This is a genomic window from Niabella soli DSM 19437 (assembly GCF_000243115.2).
In the GTDB taxonomy this organism is placed as follows: Bacteria; Bacteroidota; Bacteroidia; order Chitinophagales; family Chitinophagaceae; genus Niabella; species Niabella soli.
In genome coordinates this window covers 2,706,709-2,725,741 of record NZ_CP007035.1, presented here as the reverse complement: position 1 = coordinate 2,725,741, position 19,033 = coordinate 2,706,709, and the positions used below count along the sequence as shown (strand labels likewise).

20 protein-coding genes are annotated in these 19,033 nt (G+C 43.4%); 13 read left to right on the top strand and 7 right to left on the bottom strand.

Translation table 11 applies throughout. The annotated features are described in order from the left end of the window. Positions 1-65: 65 nt before the first annotated feature. Positions 66-2,015, top strand: coding sequence for a M1 family metallopeptidase (locus tag NIASO_RS11585; RefSeq protein ID WP_008585997.1), 1,950 nt, complete (start codon positions 66-68; stop codon positions 2,013-2,015). A gap of 114 nt (positions 2,016-2,129) precedes the next feature. On the opposite strand, the gene NIASO_RS11580 is transcribed toward NIASO_RS11585, so the two are convergent. Next, positions 2,130-2,687: a pentapeptide repeat-containing protein gene (locus NIASO_RS11580; protein ID WP_008585996.1), complete on the bottom strand. Its 558-nt coding sequence runs from the start codon at positions 2,685-2,687 to the stop codon at positions 2,130-2,132. 230 nt (positions 2,688-2,917) lie between these two features. Between NIASO_RS11580 and NIASO_RS11575 the strand changes: the two genes are divergently transcribed. From NIASO_RS11575 to NIASO_RS11550, 6 genes are all read left to right on the top strand, one after another. Beyond that, positions 2,918-3,493: an ExbD/TolR family protein gene (locus NIASO_RS11575; RefSeq protein ID WP_008585995.1), complete on the top strand. Its 576-nt coding sequence runs from the start codon at positions 2,918-2,920 to the stop codon at positions 3,491-3,493. An 88-nt stretch (positions 3,494-3,581) separates the two neighbouring features. After that, positions 3,582-4,397 (top strand): energy transducer TonB, encoded by an 816-nt coding sequence (locus tag NIASO_RS11570; RefSeq protein ID WP_008585994.1) that lies wholly within the window; start codon positions 3,582-3,584, stop codon positions 4,395-4,397. Between the two features lie 81 nt (positions 4,398-4,478). Then, the gene (locus tag NIASO_RS11565) at positions 4,479-5,138 is read left to right on the top strand and encodes a phosphatidylserine decarboxylase family protein (protein WP_008585992.1); all 660 of its coding nucleotides are present in this window, start codon (positions 4,479-4,481) and stop codon (positions 5,136-5,138) included. A gap of 522 nt (positions 5,139-5,660) precedes the next feature. Next, a complete protein-coding gene (locus tag NIASO_RS11560; RefSeq protein WP_008585989.1) occupies positions 5,661-6,296 on the top strand; it encodes a peroxiredoxin in 636 nt (211 codons plus the stop codon). Positions 6,297-6,307: 11 nt separating this feature from the next. After that, positions 6,308-6,619 (top strand): thioredoxin family protein, encoded by a 312-nt coding sequence (locus NIASO_RS11555; RefSeq protein WP_008585988.1) that lies wholly within the window; start codon positions 6,308-6,310, stop codon positions 6,617-6,619. A 101-nt stretch (positions 6,620-6,720) separates the two neighbouring features. Beyond that, positions 6,721-6,966: a DUF6952 family protein gene (locus NIASO_RS11550; RefSeq protein WP_008585986.1), complete on the top strand. Its 246-nt coding sequence runs from the start codon at positions 6,721-6,723 to the stop codon at positions 6,964-6,966. Between the two features lie 44 nt (positions 6,967-7,010). On the opposite strand, the gene NIASO_RS11545 is transcribed toward NIASO_RS11550, so the two are convergent. Continuing rightward, a complete protein-coding gene (locus NIASO_RS11545; protein WP_008585984.1) occupies positions 7,011-7,502 on the bottom strand; it encodes a C40 family peptidase in 492 nt (163 codons plus the stop codon). Between the two features lie 319 nt (positions 7,503-7,821). Here NIASO_RS11545 and NIASO_RS11540 point away from each other — a divergent pair, with 319 nt between their 5' ends. Together NIASO_RS11540 and NIASO_RS11535 are read left to right on the top strand one after the other, a co-directional pair. Continuing rightward, positions 7,822-8,259: a nuclear transport factor 2 family protein gene (locus tag NIASO_RS11540; RefSeq protein WP_008585982.1), complete on the top strand. Its 438-nt coding sequence runs from the start codon at positions 7,822-7,824 to the stop codon at positions 8,257-8,259. 11 nt (positions 8,260-8,270) lie between these two features. Beyond that, positions 8,271-9,527: a DUF4861 domain-containing protein gene (locus tag NIASO_RS11535; RefSeq protein WP_008585980.1), complete on the top strand. Its 1,257-nt coding sequence runs from the start codon at positions 8,271-8,273 to the stop codon at positions 9,525-9,527. A 19-nt stretch (positions 9,528-9,546) separates the two neighbouring features. Here the strand turns inward: NIASO_RS11535 and NIASO_RS11530 are convergent, their stop codons facing one another. The 4 genes from NIASO_RS11530 to NIASO_RS11515 all read right to left on the bottom strand — a co-directional run bounded on the left by NIASO_RS11530 (position 9,547) and on the right by NIASO_RS11515 (position 13,378). Next, entirely contained in the window at positions 9,547-10,158 is a 612-nt protein-coding gene (locus NIASO_RS11530; protein WP_008585978.1) for a tetratricopeptide repeat protein, read from the bottom strand. Next, the gene (locus NIASO_RS11525; protein WP_008585976.1) at positions 10,155-11,165 is read right to left on the bottom strand and encodes a VWA domain-containing protein; all 1,011 of its coding nucleotides are present in this window, start codon (positions 11,163-11,165) and stop codon (positions 10,155-10,157) included. Before NIASO_RS11525 ends, NIASO_RS11530 begins: the two co-directional genes overlap by 4 nt. 86 nt (positions 11,166-11,251) lie before the next feature. Continuing rightward, entirely contained in the window at positions 11,252-12,115 is an 864-nt protein-coding gene (locus NIASO_RS11520; RefSeq protein WP_008585975.1) for a penicillin-binding transpeptidase domain-containing protein, read from the bottom strand. A 75-nt stretch (positions 12,116-12,190) separates the two neighbouring features. Then, positions 12,191-13,378 carry an acyltransferase family protein gene (locus tag NIASO_RS11515; protein WP_008585973.1) on the bottom strand — a complete coding sequence of 396 codons (1,188 nt, stop codon included), beginning with the start codon at positions 13,376-13,378 and terminating at the stop codon, positions 12,191-12,193. 104 nt (positions 13,379-13,482) lie between these two features. On the opposite strand from NIASO_RS11515, the gene NIASO_RS11510 reads away from it, so the two are divergent. The 3 genes from NIASO_RS11510 (at position 13,483) to NIASO_RS11500 (ending at position 15,736) form a co-directional block, all read left to right on the top strand. Next, the gene (locus NIASO_RS11510) at positions 13,483-13,890 is read left to right on the top strand and encodes a cupin domain-containing protein (RefSeq protein ID WP_008585971.1); all 408 of its coding nucleotides are present in this window, start codon (positions 13,483-13,485) and stop codon (positions 13,888-13,890) included. Between the two features lie 135 nt (positions 13,891-14,025). Further along, positions 14,026-15,006: a UDP-glucuronic acid decarboxylase family protein gene (locus tag NIASO_RS11505; protein ID WP_025298900.1), complete on the top strand. Its 981-nt coding sequence runs from the start codon at positions 14,026-14,028 to the stop codon at positions 15,004-15,006. 229 nt (positions 15,007-15,235) lie between these two features. Then, positions 15,236-15,736, top strand: a complete 501-nt coding sequence (locus NIASO_RS11500; protein ID WP_008585956.1) for an RNA polymerase sigma factor — start codon at positions 15,236-15,238, stop codon at positions 15,734-15,736. A 51-nt stretch (positions 15,737-15,787) separates the two neighbouring features. Here NIASO_RS11500 and NIASO_RS11495 read toward each other — a convergent pair whose 3' ends face one another. Beyond that, positions 15,788-16,432: an MBL fold metallo-hydrolase gene (locus tag NIASO_RS11495; RefSeq protein WP_008585950.1), complete on the bottom strand. Its 645-nt coding sequence runs from the start codon at positions 16,430-16,432 to the stop codon at positions 15,788-15,790. 135 nt (positions 16,433-16,567) lie between these two features. Between NIASO_RS11495 and NIASO_RS11490 the strand changes: the two genes are divergently transcribed. Then, complete coding sequence (locus NIASO_RS11490; protein ID WP_008585949.1) at positions 16,568-19,027, top strand: DUF5686 family protein; 2,460 nt, start codon at positions 16,568-16,570, stop codon at positions 19,025-19,027. The last annotated feature ends 6 nt before the right edge of the window (positions 19,028-19,033 follow it).

Below are 19,033 nucleotides of genomic sequence, written 5' to 3'. Positions count from 1 at the left end.
TTTTGTGCTCAAAACGCGCAAAACAGGAGTTAATTTGCTATTTTCACAGGCTTAAAATTTGTAATATGAAGAAGATCAGCCTGTTGGCAATTTCGGCTATCGTGTCGTTCAGTGCTTTTGCTCAATCCAAATACAGCAACACCGAGGCTTTTGCACCTTTTTTTTACCCTTCGGCAGGAAATGAATACCGGAGTGCTTCTGGCGAACCGGGTCCTAAATACTGGCAAAACCGGGCGGACTATAACATCACTAGTAAACTGGATACAACAAACCATACCGTTACAGCAAAGGTAGAAATTATGTACACCAATAATAGTCCGGATAACCTGAAGTTTTTGTGGCTGCAAACGGATCAGAACATTTATCGCAAAGATTCCCGAGCTACAGCCACTACAACGGCTGCCGGCGGCCGTTGGGCCAATGCATCATTTACCGATGGGGACGTAATTACATCTATGTCGGTAGAAGAAGGCGGTAAAAAATATACACCAAAGTATAATACTGCCGACACCCGTACACAGGTTTGGCTGAGTAATGCGTTAAAATCAAGCGGAGGAAGGCTAAAGCTAACGATAGAGTATTCATTTAAAGTGCCTGAATATGGAAGCGACCGTATGGGGCGGCTGAATACAAAGAACGGATGGATCTACGAGATTGCACAGTGGTTTCCCCGCATGGCCGTGTATGATGATGTACAGGGCTGGAACCTGTTGCCGTATTTAGGCCAAGGTGAATTTTACCTGGAATATGGGGACATTAATTTTAATGTAACCGCACCGGCAAATATGATCATTGTCGGGTCCGGTGAATTATTAAATCCCGCAGAATGTTTTACGGCTGAAGAAGCAAAACGCTATGCAGAATCAAAGAACAGTGATAAAACGGTGATGATCCGCAGCGCGGACGAGATCGGCAAGGGCGGCATCAGTGCGAAAAAAGGTACTACCACCTGGCGTTTTAAAATACAGAATGCACGGGATGTAGCCTGGGGCGCTTCAAGGGCCTTCGTGCTGGACGGCGCCAAAATTAATTTGCCCAGCGGAAAAAAATCATTGGCGTTAAGTGCTTATCCTGTTGAAAGCATCAGTAATAATGGCTGGCAGCGCAGTACCGAAATGGTGAAAGGCGCTATCGAATTTTATTCAAAAGCATTGTTTGAATTTCCTTATCCTGCAGCAACAAATGTGGCCGGTATCGTGGGCGGAATGGAATATCCGGGTATTGTTTTTTGCAGCTACAAATCAACAGGTACAGACCTTTGGGGCGTAACGGACCATGAGTTCGGACATACCTGGTTCCCGATGATCGTCGGCAGCAATGAACGTAAATATGCCTGGATGGATGAAGGCTTCAATACCTATATTAATGATCTGTCTACTGCTAATTTTCATAACGGCGAATTTAAAGAGCAAAGCTTTTTTGGCGATCCTACGAATCAGCAAATGGTACGCATGGTCTTTAATGATAAAATGGATGTGCTGTTAACAGAACCCGATGTGATCCAGCAGCGCAACCTTGGCGTGGCGGCTTATTTAAAGCCTTCCTTAATGTTGCATGCCTTGCGTAACACCGTTTTGGGTGAAAAGCGCTTTGATGCTGCGTTTCGCGAATATATCAACCGCTGGGCGTTTAAACATCCTACTCCCTGGGATTTCTTCCGTACGATGGAAAATGTAGGCGGAGAAGATCTGTCCTGGTTCTGGCGGGGTTGGGTATTTAACAACTGGAAGATCGACCAGGCAGTACAAAGTGTAAAGTATAAGGACGGCATACCGGCAAATGGGGCTACCATCACCATTGAGAACCTGCAACAAATGCCCATGCCTGTTACCGTTTTGGTGAAAGAGAACAACGGTACGCAACAAACCATAACCCTGCCGGTTGAAATATGGCAGCGGGGCAGCACCTATCATTTTGACGTATCTACGACGAACCCTATCAGTGAGGTAACAATTGATCCTGATAAAAAAATGTACGACTGGGATCGTTCTAATAATACCTGGACGGGAAAATAAAAATACCCTAACAAATTAAAAAAGGCCAGCGATCATTCCTGGTCTTTTTTATTGCGGCCAACTGTCGCCCATGTCTCTCTTGTCCCACCAATAATTAAAGCATGTAGCCAACATCTAATCAATCCTAATATCATATTTATCCAGCAACCCGCTCACCGCCGGAAAAGAAAAACTTGCTTTTTTTATCTTGTTTCCTTCAGGGTCTATTGAATAATTAAAAGCCGTATGCAGATCGGCTTTCTTCAGGTTGGTATTTTCAAATTTGGCATGAAGAAAGTCACAGTTGTTGAAAACAATGCCGCTGCAGTTTGCATCGGTAAAGTCCGCTTCATGGCAAATGCAATTCGTAAAGCCGGCGTTTTTTAGGGTTACACCATAAAAAGAGCAAAGCGTTAATGCGCAATCCCCGAATTGAGGTGTAAACAAAAAAGTATTAGCATCTTCAAAGTGCAACCCCAGCATTTTGCAATTGCTGAAAACCGTTTCCTGGAAGCTGGTCTTTACAATAACCGCCCCGCTTAAATTACAATTTTCAAACCGGCAGTCGATAAAATTGGTACCGGACAGGTTGGCTTTTGAAAGATCACAATTCTTAAAACTACAGCCTTCATAATCGCCGGTTTTAATAAAACCCTGTTGCTCAAAAATTTCATCTTCGAAGTAAGCACTCATTTTTTTGACAAAGGTAGTTTTTTGAACGTCATCCGATAACTATCGAATCGAAGCTGCCGAGGAATCTCGTTGTCATTAGGGCAAAATTCCTCGCTCCCTTTCAGTCTGCTCGGAATGACGATTATTGCGGTTGCTATTTTTTAAGCCACTGAATATTTAATGGACACAATTTTTTTTAAACTTTTATGGAAAAATAGAGGAGCCGTATCTAATAGGGAAACACACCAGCTATGGACAGCATAGAAACGGTTGCACGGCCAGTCAGCAGCAAACGCAACAGGAGAAAGGCTTTCAGGAGCCCGAGTCTGAGAATCGATATGACGCCAATGGTGGATTTGGGTTTTCTGCTGATCACATTCTTTATTTATACATCAACCATGAGTGAACCGGCCACAACGGATCTGTTCATGCCAAAAGACGGACCACCCATCACTACGGCTGCTTCGGGTGCATTTACCATCCTTGTTGGAGATAACGGGGCCGTTGCCTACTATGAAGAAACCCTGAAGCCGGATGCATCTAACCTGCATCGCGGCTCACTTACGGAGTTGCGCAGCGCACTGATCCGTAAGAAAAAAGAAGTAATGGCTGCCTATATCCCGGATGCCGCCTGCGAGGCAAAGGCAGCGGCGGAAAAACGATCGCCGGACGACTGCAGACAAAGCAAATTAATGGTCCTGATCAAGCCTGGTAAGAATGCTAACTACAAAACAATTGTAAATGTGCTGGATGAAATGACGATTAACCGGATTGGACGATACGCGCTAATAACACCGACCGCGGATGAAGCGAAACGGATCCCTTAAATAATTTTTTGCATCTATTAATAATTCTGAAAACGGTTTTTCAGAAAACGGATCCCCCATGCCTTTTAATAATTAAAAAATATCAATTATGGAACAAACAAAAATTCTTTCTTCCAGTCTGCTGGATATTCTTTTTGACGGAAGAAATAAAGTCTACGGCGCGTATGAGCTTCGGGCTACTTATCCTAAGCGCCTGTTAAAAGCGCTGCTCGCAACGGGTGTATTATTGGGACTAGCTGTAAGTGTTGCTTTAATAAAGCCTGAGGAGAAAAAGATTGCTGCTCGGCCTATTATTAGCCCCGATCTTACTATAGAAAAAATTGAGGAGCCTAAAAAAGTGGAACCGCCACCACCAACGCTTCCAAAACAAATGGAACCCAAAAAAATTGAGACGAAGATATTTGTGATTCCAAAAATTACGCCCGATAAACTGGTTACAGATCCTCCTCCTGCACAAACGGAACTGGTGGATGTAAAAATCGGAACGGAGAATATTAAAGGCGATAAGGCCGGAAATATTGCGATGCCGCCGGGAGACCTGGATGGTAAGGCCATTCTTGATATAAAACCAAAGGAAAAGGAGGCAAATCGGTTTGAACGAATTGAGAAGGAAGCAGAATACCCCGGGGACTGGCAACGCTATTTATCTACCAATCTGCGCGCGGACGGAGCGGTTGACAACGGCGCTACTCCCGGAAATTACCAGGTGATCGTGCAGTTTGTAGTTGCTGCAGACGGAACGGTAAGCGATATTAAAGTATTGAAAGACCCTGGTTTCGGAATGGGGGAGGAGGCAACCCGTGTGATCAAAAAATCGGGGAAATGGAAACCAGCTATTCAGAATGGCTATCCGGTAAAGGCCTACCGGAAACAGCCGATTACATTCCAGGTTTTGGAGCAATAATAACACAAACCTATGAGGTCTCGCAAGACCTCATAGGTTTGTGCCCCGTTTGTCGTAGTTTCGCAGCCTAAAAGCAAATAAATGACGTTACATAAAGAGGGGAAAGCTACTATCGCGATCAGCACGGTTCTTTTTTTGATCCTGAGTTTTGTGCTGTATTATTTTTTGTTTCAGCAAGTACCGGCAATTTTCTGGATCCTTGAATTGGCACTGATTGTAGTATACGGACTGATTATTTCCTTTTTTCGCATTCCTGCACGGAACTATACGGTTGATGCAAATGCGGTTATAGCGCCCTGCGATGGAAAAGTGGTGGTTATTGAAGAGGTCGAGGCAGATGAATATTTTAAAGACCGGCGTATTCAGGTGTCTATCTTTATGAGCCCGCTGAATGTACACGTTAACCGCAACCCTGTAGACGGGGAAATTGTGTACGATCAATATCATAAGGGAAAGTATCTTGTAGCCTGGCATCCGAAATCCTCCACCGAAAATGAACGGCATTCCAATGTATACCGGCATAGCAGCGGTAGGGAAGTGCTGACCAAACAGATTGCAGGCGCCCTGGCCAAACGGATTGTGAACTACAACAAAGTTGGGGCTACCGTAAAACAAAATGAAGAAATGGGGTTTATTAAGTTTGGGTCAAGAGTGGACCTGCTATTACCACTAGATGCGCAGATCAATGTTAAGATCGGGGATGTCGCCGTTGGAGGTGTTACCGTAATTGCACGATGGTAAACTCTTTTAGGTTTAAAAAAATTACGAACCCGGTTAGCGCCGGGTTTTTTCTTATTGAAAATGTTGGGCTGACAAAAAGTGTCTTTTGGCTGATAAAGTATGAAAGCGGTAAAGCGCTGAGATTAAAAAAATAAAGCTTTTCCATATTTCCAGTCCATTGTCAATTATTGGCCCGCGGAATAGCAGATCTCCCAATGGCGAAGCGCAGATGAGCTTTGTTCTTCTGCGGCAATCCGCGCGATCTGCGGGAATTTTATATCGAATATATGCTAGGCCAAAAACCTGGCGGCTCCAGGCTAATCATCAGTTGGCGTTTTTCTCATCAACCCTTTACCAGATTATTCTTTTATAATATTCGTGCATTAGTGGCTGATCTGCCAATAATCTATGATAATTTTTATCATATAGATTTTATCTATTGCCTATAGAAACTATCACTTGCTCCACCTTTTATTTTGTGGTAGCTTTGCGGCGCAATAAGCAATGTAAATCTAAATTATAAATCAAAAAAATAAAAGTGTTATGGCATTAGTAGGAAAGAAGTTCCCCAGTGTAGCAATTGATGCAATGTCCGATATGGGCGACAATTTAAAGATTGATGTATACAAAGAGGCAGTAGAAAATAAAAAGAAAGTGTTGCTGTTCTGGTATCCAAAGGATTTTACCTTTGTTTGCCCAACAGAATTACACGCTTTTCAGGAAGCGCTTCCTGAGTTTGAAAAAAGAAACACAATAATTATCGGTGCTTCCTGCGATACAGCGGAAGTGCATTTTGCATGGCTGAACACCCCCAAAGATAACGGCGGTATTGAAGGTGTTACCTATCCCATCCTTGCGGATACGCACCGGTATCTTGCCGGTGAGTTGGATATCCTGGACGCAGACTATGTTATTGATGAAGCAACGGATGAAGTAAAATTGAGCGGTTCTAATGTGAGCTATCGCGCTACTTACCTCATCGATGAAGAAGGTAAAGTATTTCATGAAAGCGTAAACGATATGCCGCTCGGCCGGAATGTACAGGAATACCTGCGTTTGATCGACGCTTATACACATGTTCAGCAATACGGCGAAGTATGCCCCGCAAACTGGGAAGAGGGTAAAAAAGCAATGAATGCCGATCGCGAAGGCGTTGCCGCTTATTTTAGCGAAAATTAAAAAAGAAAAGAATGTATACAGAAATAAACGAAGATAATTTAGAACAGTTGGTGGCCGATAATCAAACGGTAATGGTACAATACGGTGCAGGCTGGTGCGGCAATTGCCGGATCATGAAGCCGAAATTTAAAAAACTGGCAAGCGAAAATGAAGCTACCGCTTTCTTTTATGTAGATGCCGAAAAATTTCCTGAATCAAGAAAACTGGCAAAGGTTGATAACCTGCCCACTTTTGCGGCATTTAAAAACGGCCAATTAATAAACCAGGTGCAAACCAACCAGGCTGCATCTTTAAATGAATTGTTTAATGAAACGTTCATATAAAAATTTTCAGCAGTTTTAAAGAAACTGAAAATTTTTATTCTGATAATCCCGATGGCTATCGGGACCATTCGGCCATTAAAAGAAAAATAAAAAATATTCGAATGAAATTACCAATAATTAGAAAATTATACCAGGCGGCACCAGCCGAAAAATTACAGGCTACGGTGGAGGTACTGGAAGCATTTTGTGAGATGAATGTAAAGGATGAGGAGATTGATGTGGCCGGAGAACTGATCACCAATCTCTGCGGTGCTATTGAAGTGCACGAACTGGTGAACAGCGGCATGAAGGAATCGGATGCTTTAAACACGTTCTCGAAAAAAGTATTAGGATCTATTGATCGTTAATGACAATGTGCCTTTTTCTAAAAGCCCCGTTTTTCGGGGCTTTTTTATTCCAACACACGGATCACTTTTACAAAATGTTTTTCAAAATAACCGGACAGGGGCGTGATCGTTACCCGGGTGCCGCTGCCCGGAGCATGTATAAATTTCAAAATGTCTTTATTCTCTGTTACGATGCCCATATGGCCGATCCGGCGGCTGTTTTCACCGGAGAATAGAATGATATCCCCGGGTAATGCTTTCCTGAGCGATATAGTTGTGCCCACGTTTGCATAATCATAGGAGGAGCGCGGCGACTTAACGCGGTAATGCTGAAAAATATGATATAAGAGACCAGAACAATCGAGCCCGTTGGCCGGATTCGATGATCCGTATTTATAAGGAGTGCCTAAAAAAGTCTTTGCATAATTTACAAAGGCTTTCCGGTCAATATCCAAAGGCACATCTAAAGAACGCACAGGTCCGGAGTAATTATTGTTTTCCGGTGGTGTTTTAGATTCAGTTGCTGGAATCGTTTCAACGGTACTGCCCGTGAGCACATTTGTTCGCCGGCTTTTTCTCGCAGAGGAACAGGAAAACAATAGTGCCAATAGTGGGATCAATAATAGATACCGGAATGATTGCATTTGTCAAAAATAGCATATCCCATGAAAACAGTGGCTCACAGATTTTTGAAAGTCATCCGCCGCGTCATTGCTCCTTTGTCCCGATGGCTCTATCGGGACTGCGAGAAACTCGTTGCGTCTTTGCGTCGTTGCAGGGAATGACGCAGTTTGGCAGGTGAGAGAAAATAAAATCTGATATACCCAGGAGCTGTTTGAATGATTAAAGAATATATTTGTAGCTAAAATGAATTTTATGCGGTTACGATTTTTTTCTTTTTTATTTTTAGCACTGGTCCTGCCAGCAGGATCGCTATTCGCACAAACCAGGGGACAACAGGAAGTGGAGGCGGCAGTTAAAAAATTAACCAGGGCAATGCTGGATAGCGATGTTCCGGTTCTGAGCGCTTTGGCTTCATCAAAATTAACCTACGGCCATTCCAGCGGGAAAGTGCAGAATAAAGCGGAGTTCCTGGAGTCATTTAAAACAGGAGCATCCGACTTTACAAAAATCGATATCAAAGATCAAACGATCTATTTAGTGAATAACACGGCTATTGTGCGTCATTTGTTGGACGCTGATACTGATGATAATAAACAGCCCGGGCATACCACTTTAAAGATCATGACGGTTTGGGAAAAAGTAAGCGGAAAGTGGTTGCTGATCGCAAGGCAAGCCGTAAAAGCACAATAAGCATTTTATTTATGAGGAAATTGTTTATACTGATTTTTGTTGCGAGTAGTCTGAATGCTTTTGCGCAGGGTAAAACCATAAGCATTACCAATCCTTCATCCATTGAACGTAAGGATGAATTAGTTGTTTTAAAACGCAGCGAACTAAAAAGAAAGCTGCCCGCTTTAAATAGCCGGCAATATGTGCTGATTAATAACGGGAAGGTTCCGCAGTTGGTACAATACGACGATCTAAACCGCGATGGTATCTGGGATGAAGCCGTGTTGCTGCTTGATTTGAAGCCTGACGAAAAAAAGACGCTGACTATAGCCGTTGGCGACAAACCTGCTGCAATAAAAGCTGTGGTGCGCTCGTATGTGCGGCAGCAACATAAGCTTGCTAATGGACACTTCGGCGCTAACGTGCTAACGGATACTATGCCGTTCAATAATAAACCCACCGATTTTTCTAAACAAAAGCTGCCGCCCTACTTAACAGAAGGCCCGGCCTGGGAAAATGATAAAGTGGGGTTCCGGAAATATTTCGACACCAGGAATGCAAATGATATCTGGGGGAAGCGAACTGCAAAAATGGTATTGAATGAGGTAGGAGCCGATCCTTCCAAAAGTTATCATAACCTGTCCGACTGGGGCATGGATATTCTTAAAGTAGGCAGCTCGCTTGGTGCCGGTGCACTGGCGCTGAAAGTAAAAACGAATGGGAAGGACACCCTGATCCGCTTTGGCCGGAATGCACAGGTTATTTACAAACAAATAACGACGGGCCCGGTACGTTCGATTTTTGAAATAAGCTATAAAAACTGGCAATACCTCCCGGATGCCCGTCCGGTAACGGTTACAGAACAGATCTGCATCTGGGGCGGCCAGTATTTTTTTGAAAATAAGGTAACGGTGGACACATTGCCCAAAAACGCATGGCTGGTAACCGGAACTATCGATTTCTTCAGCAAAACCGATTATAAAATTCATGAGAACGGTGTTGCCGGCCTATACACATATGACCGGCAGAGTGAGAACAAAGACATGCTGGGGCTTGGAATCCTTACCAAAATAAAAAACTTTAAAGGGTACGATCATATCACCGCTTTTAATACAGATATTACCAATGCTTTTACGCTGGAAATGGCTCCTGTAGCGGCGCAGCCGGTCATCTATCGGTATTATGTCGGCTGGGAATTAACGGACCCGGCTTTTGCAAGCAAACAGGGATTTGAAAGCTTCATGTATAGCGAAGCAGAGAAGTTCGGAAAGCCCGTGGTTGTTCAATAGAGAATTCAATTTGAGGTAATTACCAATCCTTCTCATTACTGGTGCCATATTGCGATTTGTTTTCGGAAATACGCTGTTGGGTATTCCGCTCTTTTTCTTCCAGTTTATCCAGTTTGTTTTGGGATTGAGATTGACTCAGTTTGGACTTTTGCTGCTGCGACTGATCATTTTTATCTTTTCCGCCGCCGCCACCGCCGCCGCTTTGTTTCTTTTTTTCCAGCAGTGCTTTTTGTAAATTTTCCCGGGCGTTCACATCATTACTGTTTAGACGCAACGCGTTCTTATAAGCTTCAATGCTTTCATTCAATTTATTTTGATTGGAGTAAACAACACCGGCATTATAAAAAGCGCCGGAACGGAGATTAGCATCCGTATTTCCTGCTTCGTTGGCCTGCTGGTAACTTTTTAGTGCTTCATCATATTTCTTCAAGCGAAATAAGGCATCCCCTTTATTTACTAGCGCCACATATTTGTTCGCACCGGTAGCAGCTTTGTTATATTCAGCAATGGCCTCCGGTAGCGCCCCTTTTTTAAAAAGATCGTTCCCTTTTTTTATATGCTGCGCCCCATTGTCCTGCGCAAAAACAGGAACAGCAATACCTATCGCTAAACAAATAAAACAGGCCTTCATTCTTCTTTTTTTATTTTTCTGCCATCGGGCAACAATTGTTCGGCCACCAGACAAAGCGCCATGATGGTGGCAAAGATCCAGAAGTAATAGGAAAAGCTCATCAGGCTTACATCACCTGATACTTTTTTATCGATCTGCGCTAATTGGTTATTAATGGTTTTAATAGCCGCATTGATGTCTGTTAAATGTATGTAGACGCCGTGCGAGTTAGCTGCGATCTGTTGCAGCTCTTTTTCATTCAGTTTGGAGATGACAGGTTTCCCGGTGGCCGGATCCAGTTTGTTGCCTCCGGTGGAATCATCCGGGATAAAAGTGCCTTCGGGAGAACCAATGCCCACGGTATTGACCATCAAACCACGCGATGCCATTTCTTTTGAAATTTCCATTGCTTTTTCATCATGGTCTTCTCCGTCGGAAATGAGTATGACAGCCTTGTATTTCGCCTCGCGCTCGCCAAAGGCTTTCAGACTCTGTTCCAGCGCGTCTCCGATCACAGTACCCTTTACCGGCACCACATCCGGCGACGCATCATCCACATACATCTGCGCCGAACCATGATCGGCACTGATCGGCATTTGAATAAATGCTTTTCCTGCAAACCATACCAGCCCTATGCGGTTATCCGGCATGGCATCCATCAGTTTGCCTATGAATTGTTTTGCCAGCAGTAGCCGGCTGGGTTTTACATCCTGTGCCAGCATGCTTTTGCTTAGGTCCAGCGCAAAAACCACATCAATTCCCGAGCGTTTTATGCCATCATCACCACCTGGCTTCCGGAGGCTCATGACGCTTAATACGCCCATTAAAAATGCAATGCATAATAAAAAGAATTTGAAATTGAAGCGAACAGGACTATACCCCCGGATCATGGATTTTACCAACGCCGGTTCTCCTATCCGCTTTATGGTGCGACGCTTCCATCGTTTTACAACTGAAAACAGGAACAGGAAAAGCAATACTGCAGTTGCCAGCCAAATGAAATAGATATATTGAAATTCGAAACTCATTTGATGATAAAGTTAACAAGTAGATCCGTTTAAAAATTGAAAAGGGGCTTCCTTATAAACTTGTTAACATTTCATCCTGCCAGGCGCTACATTTTCCCCTCAAAAAAGCCCAGTTGTTTCAAAATGTCTTTTAACATTTTTAGCCGCACGTTGGTCATGTTATAATTAGGGTCAGCCGATTCAACATTCAGCACAAAAAAATAGGGGTGTTTATTTTCTTCGACCCAGCCGGTGATCCAGCCCAGAGCATGATTCTTATCTGTAGTGCCCCAGCCGGTTTTATAAGCAAGCCGGTAATTGGCATTGTCTTCAAAAAGCATGGCGTGTTTTACTTTTTCCTGGTATAATTTAAAGAAAGGCAATTCATTAAAATAAAGCCTTTTTACAAGGCCCAGGTTTTCATCCGGGGTTATTTTTACTGAGTTATCCAGCCAGAAAGTGTCAATCGTTGATTTTATTTTGTAAAGCGTATCTTTTTTGCCCGCGCCATAGTGTAAGGAATCCAGCCAATATTCCATCTTTTCTTTTCCTATCCTGCGGGCTACTTCCTGGTAATAAGGCACTGCTGAAACCCGAAAGGCCTGGTACATGGTTAAGTCTTTATCCCATTCAGGGCGCCGTACCACGCCATCCCAGGGAATGATCATGCTATCGCTGGAAATAACCCCCGTTTGTAATCCAATTAACGAATTTACAATCTTAAACGTGCTTGCCGGGAGATAAGCACTATCGCGATAACGGGCAAGATTGTATACTGTAAAGTCGCCGGTACCATTATCAAGCAAAGCGAAGCAACCGGTTAAATGGTTCTCGTCGAAGTATTTTTTAAGTGAATCGTCCTTCTTTACGTTATCCTGGGCGCAGGATGCAATTAAAAAGGGTATGATGACCGATACTAAAAAATAGCTAAAATGATTCCTGTTCCTGTTGCGGGCCTCCACTGCTTTCATTATTGTTTTATTAATGCCCGCAAAAATACGCAGCTTTTGGTTAGGGGGTTTTAATAATTTCCCTACCCGGGATCCTTATACTTTAATATAGATCTTCCTTTTATCGAGCCACCAGGCGATGGCCCACATAAAAATGATCACACAGATGGCAAAAAGCAACGAGCCATTTTCCTTAGCGCCGGGCGTATGCACCAGCACTTTCATATAAAGCCAGTTCCAGGGAGTGACGCCGCTCTTGGTCTTAAACAGGGCTGCCAGTCGGGGTAAAAAGCCGCTCAGGGCAAAGATAAACAGGGGGTTTTTGCCAAAAACCTCGAAGAAAGTGGCTAAAAAGCTCTTGCTTCCCTTTATTTCAATAAAAAAGATCATCACGCAAAGCGTAATAATCGCCAGCCCGGTGGTATAAACCGTGTAGGAGCTGGTCCATATTTTTTTATTGATCGGGAATACCATGTCCCAGCAGAACCCCGTCACCAGCAAGCCTACGCCGGCAACAAAAAGAACGGTAAGCATTTTGAACATGGGGTTGCGCGGATCCTGTTTATCCGTGAGATCCTTAGGGATTTGCGCGCTGCTGTTTTTAATATACATGCCTACAAAATACCCGAAAACAATTTGCACAATGGCTCCTAACGAGCTCGCGAATCCTTCGGGATCAAAGGGAACACCCTCGCCTTTGTACATATGGGGAATATGAAGAATTGCTTTATCTATATTGGTACCAAACCAGCCTTTCAGACTGTAAGGATCGGCGGGATTGCCCAAAATACAAAGCCCCCAATAAGCCAACAATAAGACCAATGATAAAAAATAAGCTGTTTTGGGCTTTAGGTAATAAACGATAATGGAGGCAAAAAAATAGCAGAAGGCGATCCGCTGCAATACCCCAAAAATACGGATGCCAATGTTTTTTGCGGGGTCAGTGACCCATGTTACAGCCTGCAGGGTATCTCCGTTCCATCTCACAAAAGGAGACCAGTTTAAGAAAATTCCGATACCAAATATGATCAGGGTGCGTTTGGTTATCTTCTTCCAGAATTCGGCGGGGCCTGCTTCCTGTAATCGTGGAATTACAAAGGACATGGCATTGCCCACGGCAAACAGGAAAAAAGGAAAAACGAGGTCGGTAGGGGTCAAACCATGCCAGGGAGCATGATCCAGCGGAGCATAAATATGCGCCCAACTGCCTGGATTATTCACCAGGATCATCAGGCAGACGGTGGCTCCTCTGAAAACATCAAGCGATCGGTATCGGATCTTCATTTTCTTGAAATATGTGGTTAAAGTACAAATTATATTTCTAAAGTAAATAATTATGTTTTGGTAATATTGCTGCTGTAGTTACTTTATTTAAAACGAATGAAATCATGAGGCCTGCAATAATATATGGTGGTGCACACAACGATGTAAGAGGTGCTTTGTTATTTAATAATAGTTTTGATGCAGGTCCGGTTAAACGCATTTATACGATTGCGCATAATGATGAAACTTTTGTCCGGGGATGGATCGGTCATGAAATTGAACATCGTTGGTTTACGGTATTATCTGGCAGTTTTCGCATTACAGTGCTTCCTGTAACAGACTGGCATCAGCCCGATCTGAATCCTAGCCAGGCACTGTCTTTTGATCTGGATGCTGTGCAACTGGATGTTTTACATATTCCCCCGGGTCATCTCTTTAGCTTACAGGCTACTGCTGTAGATGCGCGGATACTGGTTATGGCAGACCGGGCGATGGGGGCGGAAAGTGACGAGCACCGGTTTCCGGTCGGTTAAGAATTAGATGATGATATTTCAATAGATATTCTTGCATAACTGCGAAATTGTTATAAATTCGTTTTTATAAACCATAGATAATTGCCCTGCATTTATGAGAATATATCATGGGTTGAAAAGAGTAATAGCATTATAATGAAAAAAAGAGTTTTAATAACCGGAGCGGCCGGTTTCCTGGGTTCGCATCTTTGTGATAAATTTATTAATGAAGGCTATAAGGTAATAGGGATGGATAACCTTATTACCGGAGATCTGAAGAACCTGGAACATCTTTTTCCCAATCCTGATTTCGAGTTTTATCATCACGATATAACCAAATACATTCACATTTCCGGTCAACTGGATTATATCTTACATTTTGCGTCTCCGGCAAGTCCTATCGATTATTTAAAGATCCCCATCCAGACCCTGAAAGTGGGGGCGATGGGCACCCACAACTGTCTGGGGCTGGCTAAAGATAAAAAGGCACGAATGCTGGTGGCTTCCACAAGCGAGGTATATGGAGACCCTCTGGTGCACCCGCAAACGGAAGAATATTGGGGTAACGTAAATCCTGTGGGGCCAAGAGGCGTCTATGATGAGGCGAAACGGTATATGGAATCCATTACCATGGCCTACCACAGTTTTCACCAGGTGGATACACGGATCGTGCGCATTTTCAATACCTACGGGCCGCGCATGCGCCTGAATGATGGTCGTGCATTGCCGGCATTTATCGGGCAGGCACTGAGAGGTGAAGATATTACCGTTTTCGGCGACGGATCGCAAACCCGGAGTTTCTGTTTTGTTGCCGACCTGATCGAGGGGATCTACAGATTATTGCTGAGCGACTACCCATTACCTGTCAATATTGGTAATCCCAACGAAATATCATTAAAAGATTTTGCAGAGGAAGTGCTGGCGCTGACCGGCAATAGGGTAAAAATAATCTATAAGCCTTTACCGGTAGACGATCCCAAACAACGTCAGCCGGACATCACAAAAGCCAAGAACCTGTTGGATTGGGAGCCTAAAGTTTCCCGGAAGGAGGGTCTTGCAATAACCTACGATTATTTTAAGAATCTTCCTCCGGAGGAATGGCATAAACAACCCAAGGAATTTATCAGCAACAAATAATGCTCCGGCCACTGTTTTCATCTGAACCCGGCCCATTGCCGGCCGTCAGGACCATCGTTTGGCAGCCTTCTGTCGGCTTGCCTGTCAAAATGTACGTCGTTGGGTAGTGTTGGGCGCTGCCGGGATGGCAGTTGTTGCCAAACGGTAAACTTTTTGTAATAATTGAGCAGCGGCTTTGTGCTATTTGGGCAAAGTTGTAATTTAGACAAATTTCAAAAGAAGGAGGGATATGGCAAATAAAGAATTCAATGAACTGTTGGTGGACAATGCTGATTTTCTGAAGCCTTTTGCTGTGAATCTTACAAAAAATTCAGAGTCGGCCAATGACCTTTACCAGGAAACGCTTTATAAGGCGCTGGCCAACTCAGAAAAATATAATACCGGCACCAATATAAAAGCCTGGCTGTTTACGATTATGCGGAACATTTTTATAAACGATTACCGCAGAAACGCCAAGCGTAAAACGATACTGGACAGTACCCCCGAAGATTATCTTATTAACCTGAAACAGGTTTCCGTTGCAAATACGGCAGAAAGTTCGCTGCGCGAGAAAGAGATCCAGACCGCAATTGAAAATCTTCCGGAAACCTTTAAAGTTCCTTTCCGCCTTTATTTCGAAGGTTATAAATACCAGGAAATTGCAGAATACCTGCAAGAGCCGCTTGGAACTATTAAAAGCCGCATCCACTTTGCCCGTAAATTGCTGAAAGAGCAGATCCGGAGGTACTAAAAACAGTTGCAGGTTACAAAGTTCCAGGTTATATAACTTGAAACCTGTAACTCAATTCTCCTGCACAAACGGGTTATTCCTTTTTTCATAACCGATACTAGTTCCCTGGCCGTGCCCGCTGTACACTTTAGTATTGTCTGGCAGCGTGTAAAGTTGTGTCCGGATGGCTGTTTCCAGGGTGTCAAAATCTCCGCCCGGCAGATCCGTCCTTCCGATGCTCCCGCTAAATAGCGTATCGCCGCTGATCAGCAAGCCGTTTTCTTTATTATAGAAAGAAAGACTGGCGGGTGAATGCCCGGGAGTAAATAGGATCGTAAACTCGTCGTTATCCAGGTTAAGCTTATCTTTTTCGCTTATAAATAACACATTACCAGTGTAAGGTTTAAAATCAAAACCATACTTTTCCGCAATTTTTGGACCAGCCTGTAAAAGCGGCAGTTCCCCCTGGTGTATGTGCAGGGGCAGATTCCACTTGTCGGATACGAGTTGATTTCCTAAAATATGATCGATATGACAATGGGTGTTGAGCAAATAAACCGGTTCCAGCTTATTTTCGTCTATAAAGCGCACCAGTTGCTCCCGCTCTTCGTCAGTATAACATCCGGGATCGACAATCATGCATTTATTTGATTCATTATAAATGATATAGGTATTCTCCTGGAAAGGGTTAAAAACAAAACGGTGAATATATAACATAACAATATTTATTTTTAGATGACGAACCCGGGTAAAAAAACGTCTATTCAAATTAATCAGCAGACCCTGTGTCTCTGTTGAACATAAAAAATGCGGGTGAAAATAATTGAATTTTTTGGAAATTAAGTGCAACGAATGAGGAAGACAGGTTTATTGTTGGGGATATTATTGTGGCAGCTTTCGGCATTTGCCCAAAAAACACTTGTTGGCGCTATAAGAGATAATCACAGCGATGAGCCCATACCTTTCGCCTCTCTTCAATTTAAACACACCAATAACGGTTTTGTTGCGGATTCCGCCGGTGGTTTTCATTTTGCTGCGGAAACATGGCCTTCAGATACCTTAGTAGTTTCCAATGTGGGCTACGCAACAAAAGAAATTGCGGTTGGCGCCATAAAAGATTCGCTGATCGTTTTGCTGGATCCCAAAGATTACGGCGATGTGGTGGTGAAAGCCAAAATAGATATGGGATTATACGTTTGGAAAAATGTTGTAAAACATAAACCTTATAACGATCGCTTCCGGCATTTTGAGAATTTTTACTATGAAATTTATAATAAGCTGGAGCTGGATCTGACCCATTTGAAAACCATTGAAAAAGTAACGCGGATAAAGCCTTTTCGACCGATGAATGACCTCATCAATAAAAACATCGACACATCGGAAGGGGTTAAATTTCTGCCGGCGTATTTAACAGAGTCCATTTCTGATTATTATTATCAGAAAGATCCGCTGCGGCGAAGGGAAGAGATAAAAGCCTACAATACCAACGGCATCAAAAATGCAAGCATGGTGAAATTCCTGGGCGGGATGGACCAGGTGATCAATGTTTATAATGATTTTATAAACGTGTTCAACCGGCTTTTTGTGAGCCCGTTAAGTCGCAATGGCACCGCTTATTATCGATATGCATTAAGTGATACCCAGCGCATCGATAACCAGAAATTCTATCATTTGGTGTTTACGCCAAAAAATAAGGGCACCAATACTTTTGAAGGCGATTGTTGGGTGGCCGCCGGAAGTTTTGCTATTCAGAAAATGAGCCTGCGGCTGGATAAATCGGCGGACGTAAATTTCCTGGACCGGTTGAGCCTGATACAGGAGTATAAGAAAATTAACGACAGTACCTGGTTCATCGCAAAAGATAAATTTGTGGCAAGCTTTTCCCCCATCGGGAAACAGGTGCCGGGCTTTATTGCGCGTAAAACGACTACTTATCAGGATGCGCGTACCAATGACAGCAGCGTCACCAACATCTTAAAACAAAATAAAAAAATAGAAGAGATCGTTGTAAAAACGGGTTCGGGAGATAAGAACCAAAATTACTGGGACAGTGCCCGGCAGGAAGGGCTCAGCACCAATGAAATGAACATCATGAACATGATGGATACCGTGCTCAATTCGCCGCGGTATAAAAAAATAACGAAGCAGATCGCTTTTTTAGGTTCCGGTTTGTTTAATGTGGGCAATGTGCAATTAGGATCTGCCTATAACTGGTTTACCGGTAATAGCTGGGAGGGGTTCCGTACCCGTTTCGACGTGGCCAGCAATATTCATTTTGATAAAAAGCTCTGGTGGCACACCTATCTGGCCTACGGTTTTGGCGATAAAAAATTTAAAGGCGAAGCGGAGGTTTTTTATCTGCCCAAAAAAGAACCCAGACGGCAATACTGGTACCTTGGGTATAAAAATGACCTGGATTACGGACAAACCTATTTTGGTGAGATCTCCAATGATAATATTTTTGCGCTGGCCATTCGCAAACCCAATATTCCCTTTAAATATATTAACCTGGAGCAGGCACAGTTCGAATTTTTTAATGAACTGGGAAAGGGATTTTCGGTGTTAACGAATCTCTCCAAAAAGACCTACAGGCCTTTACAGAACCTGATTCCGGCGGATTCATTCAGTGTTGATAAAAATAGTTTAACGGGAACAGATATTACTTTGAAATTCCGATATGCCTTCCAGGAGAAATTTATTGAATCTAATTTTTTCAGAAGCAGCCTGGGCAGTAAATATCCTATTGTTGAAGCATCCTTTATAAAAGGAGTTTCCGGGTTTTTGGGTGGCGATTATAACTACACAAAACTCCAGGGGAGTGTATCTGAGGTGTTGCGGATCCCGCCATTGGGGGTGATCAACTACCAGGTATATGCGGGGAAAACATTTGGTACCGTTCCTTACATGTTTTTAGATGTGGCGCCGGGTAATGAATTGTATTATTATAACCGGTATGCCTTTAATATGATGAACCGGTATGAGTTTATTAATGACCGTTATGCGGGGGTCAACTTCGAGCACAATATCGGCAACGGTATTTTTAAGTTGATACCTAAACTGAAGTTCCGGCAGTTTTATACGGTTAAAGCCTTGTGGGGCGCGCTTTCCGACGAAAATAAAGCGCTTAATTTTAAGGAAGGGCACAACTTTCAGTCGCTGGACGGCAGGACGTACATGGAGATAGGAACGGGTATTGACAATATTCTTCGCTTTTTTCGTGTAGATTGCATCTGGCGCGTATTACCCAACAGCAACATTAAACAAAGCACGGCCCGCTTCGGGGTGTTCGGAAGTGTGCGGTTGACTTTTTGATGGGTT

Coding starts and splice junctions, on each gene's coding strand:
- NIASO_RS11585 (WP_008585997.1), top strand. CDS start 66: ATGAAGAAGATCAGCCTGTTGGCAATTTCGGCTATCGTGTCGTTCAGT.
- NIASO_RS11580 (WP_008585996.1), bottom strand. CDS start 2,687: ATGAGTGCTTACTTCGAAGATGAAATTTTTGAGCAACAGGGTTTTATT.
- NIASO_RS11575 (WP_008585995.1), top strand. CDS start 2,918: ATGGACAGCATAGAAACGGTTGCACGGCCAGTCAGCAGCAAACGCAAC.
- NIASO_RS11570 (WP_008585994.1), top strand. CDS start 3,582: ATGGAACAAACAAAAATTCTTTCTTCCAGTCTGCTGGATATTCTTTTT.
- NIASO_RS11565 (WP_008585992.1), top strand. CDS start 4,479: ATGACGTTACATAAAGAGGGGAAAGCTACTATCGCGATCAGCACGGTT.
- NIASO_RS11560 (WP_008585989.1), top strand. CDS start 5,661: ATGGCATTAGTAGGAAAGAAGTTCCCCAGTGTAGCAATTGATGCAATG.
- NIASO_RS11555 (WP_008585988.1), top strand. CDS start 6,308: ATGTATACAGAAATAAACGAAGATAATTTAGAACAGTTGGTGGCCGAT.
- NIASO_RS11550 (WP_008585986.1), top strand. CDS start 6,721: ATGAAATTACCAATAATTAGAAAATTATACCAGGCGGCACCAGCCGAA.
- NIASO_RS11540 (WP_008585982.1), top strand. CDS start 7,822: ATGCGGTTACGATTTTTTTCTTTTTTATTTTTAGCACTGGTCCTGCCA.
- NIASO_RS11535 (WP_008585980.1), top strand. CDS start 8,271: ATGAGGAAATTGTTTATACTGATTTTTGTTGCGAGTAGTCTGAATGCT.
- NIASO_RS11530 (WP_008585978.1), bottom strand. CDS start 10,158: ATGAAGGCCTGTTTTATTTGTTTAGCGATAGGTATTGCTGTTCCTGTT.
- NIASO_RS11525 (WP_008585976.1), bottom strand. CDS start 11,165: ATGAGTTTCGAATTTCAATATATCTATTTCATTTGGCTGGCAACTGCA.
- NIASO_RS11520 (WP_008585975.1), bottom strand. CDS start 12,115: ATGAAAGCAGTGGAGGCCCGCAACAGGAACAGGAATCATTTTAGCTAT.
- NIASO_RS11515 (WP_008585973.1), bottom strand. CDS start 13,378: ATGAAGATCCGATACCGATCGCTTGATGTTTTCAGAGGAGCCACCGTC.
- NIASO_RS11510 (WP_008585971.1), top strand. CDS start 13,483: ATGAGGCCTGCAATAATATATGGTGGTGCACACAACGATGTAAGAGGT.
- NIASO_RS11505 (WP_025298900.1), top strand. CDS start 14,026: ATGAAAAAAAGAGTTTTAATAACCGGAGCGGCCGGTTTCCTGGGTTCG.
- NIASO_RS11500 (WP_008585956.1), top strand. CDS start 15,236: ATGGCAAATAAAGAATTCAATGAACTGTTGGTGGACAATGCTGATTTT.
- NIASO_RS11495 (WP_008585950.1), bottom strand. CDS start 16,432: ATGTTATATATTCACCGTTTTGTTTTTAACCCTTTCCAGGAGAATACC.
- NIASO_RS11490 (WP_008585949.1), top strand. CDS start 16,568: ATGAGGAAGACAGGTTTATTGTTGGGGATATTATTGTGGCAGCTTTCG.